This window comes from Pseudomonas sp. E45-MNA-CIBAN-0222 (genome assembly GCF_040310405.1).
Taxonomy (GTDB): domain Bacteria; phylum Pseudomonadota; class Gammaproteobacteria; order Pseudomonadales; family Pseudomonadaceae; genus Stutzerimonas; species Stutzerimonas stutzeri_AC.
This window is the reverse complement of the sequence record NZ_JBEOPU010000051.1, coordinates 1-893: the sequence shown is the minus strand read 5'-3', so window position 1 is coordinate 893 and position 893 is coordinate 1. Positions and strand designations below refer to the sequence as shown.

The window sequence follows — 893 nt, the reverse complement described above, 5'->3', positions numbered from 1 at the left end:
CTTCATCGGAAAACTCGGTGAGTGGAGTCCGGGGATCTTGCCAAAATCAGGAAGTCTTCTTCAGAGTTTCCTTAGGGGCCTGACTAGCCGTAGGCTAGCCAGGCTGATAGATTAATTATCCAGCCGTATTTACAATACTTAGCAGAGTGCTGATGGAAACCTTCTGCGCATCATTTACTGTTACGGATGTATTGCTTCCAGCAGCTGAAACTGCTCGTTTGAGATTGGTAGTGTTGAGAAATTCTCCGTCGAATGAGGCCGAGAATTTTTTGGTGCTGCCTGCGGTGCCCATTATCGAGAGCAGAGTTTCAATATTTACTGACTGAGCAGTGTTAACGCTGATGGACGTATTGGTGCCAGCCGCAGCGACGGCCTGTTGCAAGTTGTTGGCGGTCAGTTGAGCGCCATTGAAGTTGGCGCTGAATCGCTTGTTCGATCTGATCACGCTTAGCAGTGTGTCAATATTGACCGCTTGAGCGGTGTTAACGCTGATGGACGTATTGGTGCCAGCCGCAGCGATAGCTTGTTGCAAGTTGTTTGCGGTTAACTGGGCACCATTAAAGTCGGCACTGAATCGCTTGTTCGTCTTTATCACACTTAGCAGCGTATCGATGTTGACCGCTTGTGCGGTGTTAGCGCTGATGGACGTATTGGTGCCAGCCGCAGCGACGGCCTGTTGCAAATTGTTGGCGGTTAGTTGAGCACCATTGAAGTTTGCGCTAAAATTTTTGTTGGCGTTTATTGCCGTCAGCAATGTGGTGATATTGACTGCCTGGGCAGTATTTACACTAATAAATGTGTTTGCACTGGCGGCATTAAGGAAACTCTGAAGAAGACTTCCTGATTTTGGCAAGATCCCCGGACTCCACTCACCGAGTTTTCCGATGAAGCAG

At 48.7% G+C, this 893-nt stretch carries 1 protein-coding gene; it reads right to left on the bottom strand.

The annotated features are described in order from the left end of the window. Positions 1 to 115: 115 nt before the first annotated feature. Positions 116 to 893 (bottom strand): hypothetical protein (locus AAEZ08_RS22735; RefSeq protein ID WP_500125153.1); only part of this gene is annotated, 778 nt, incomplete at its 5' end.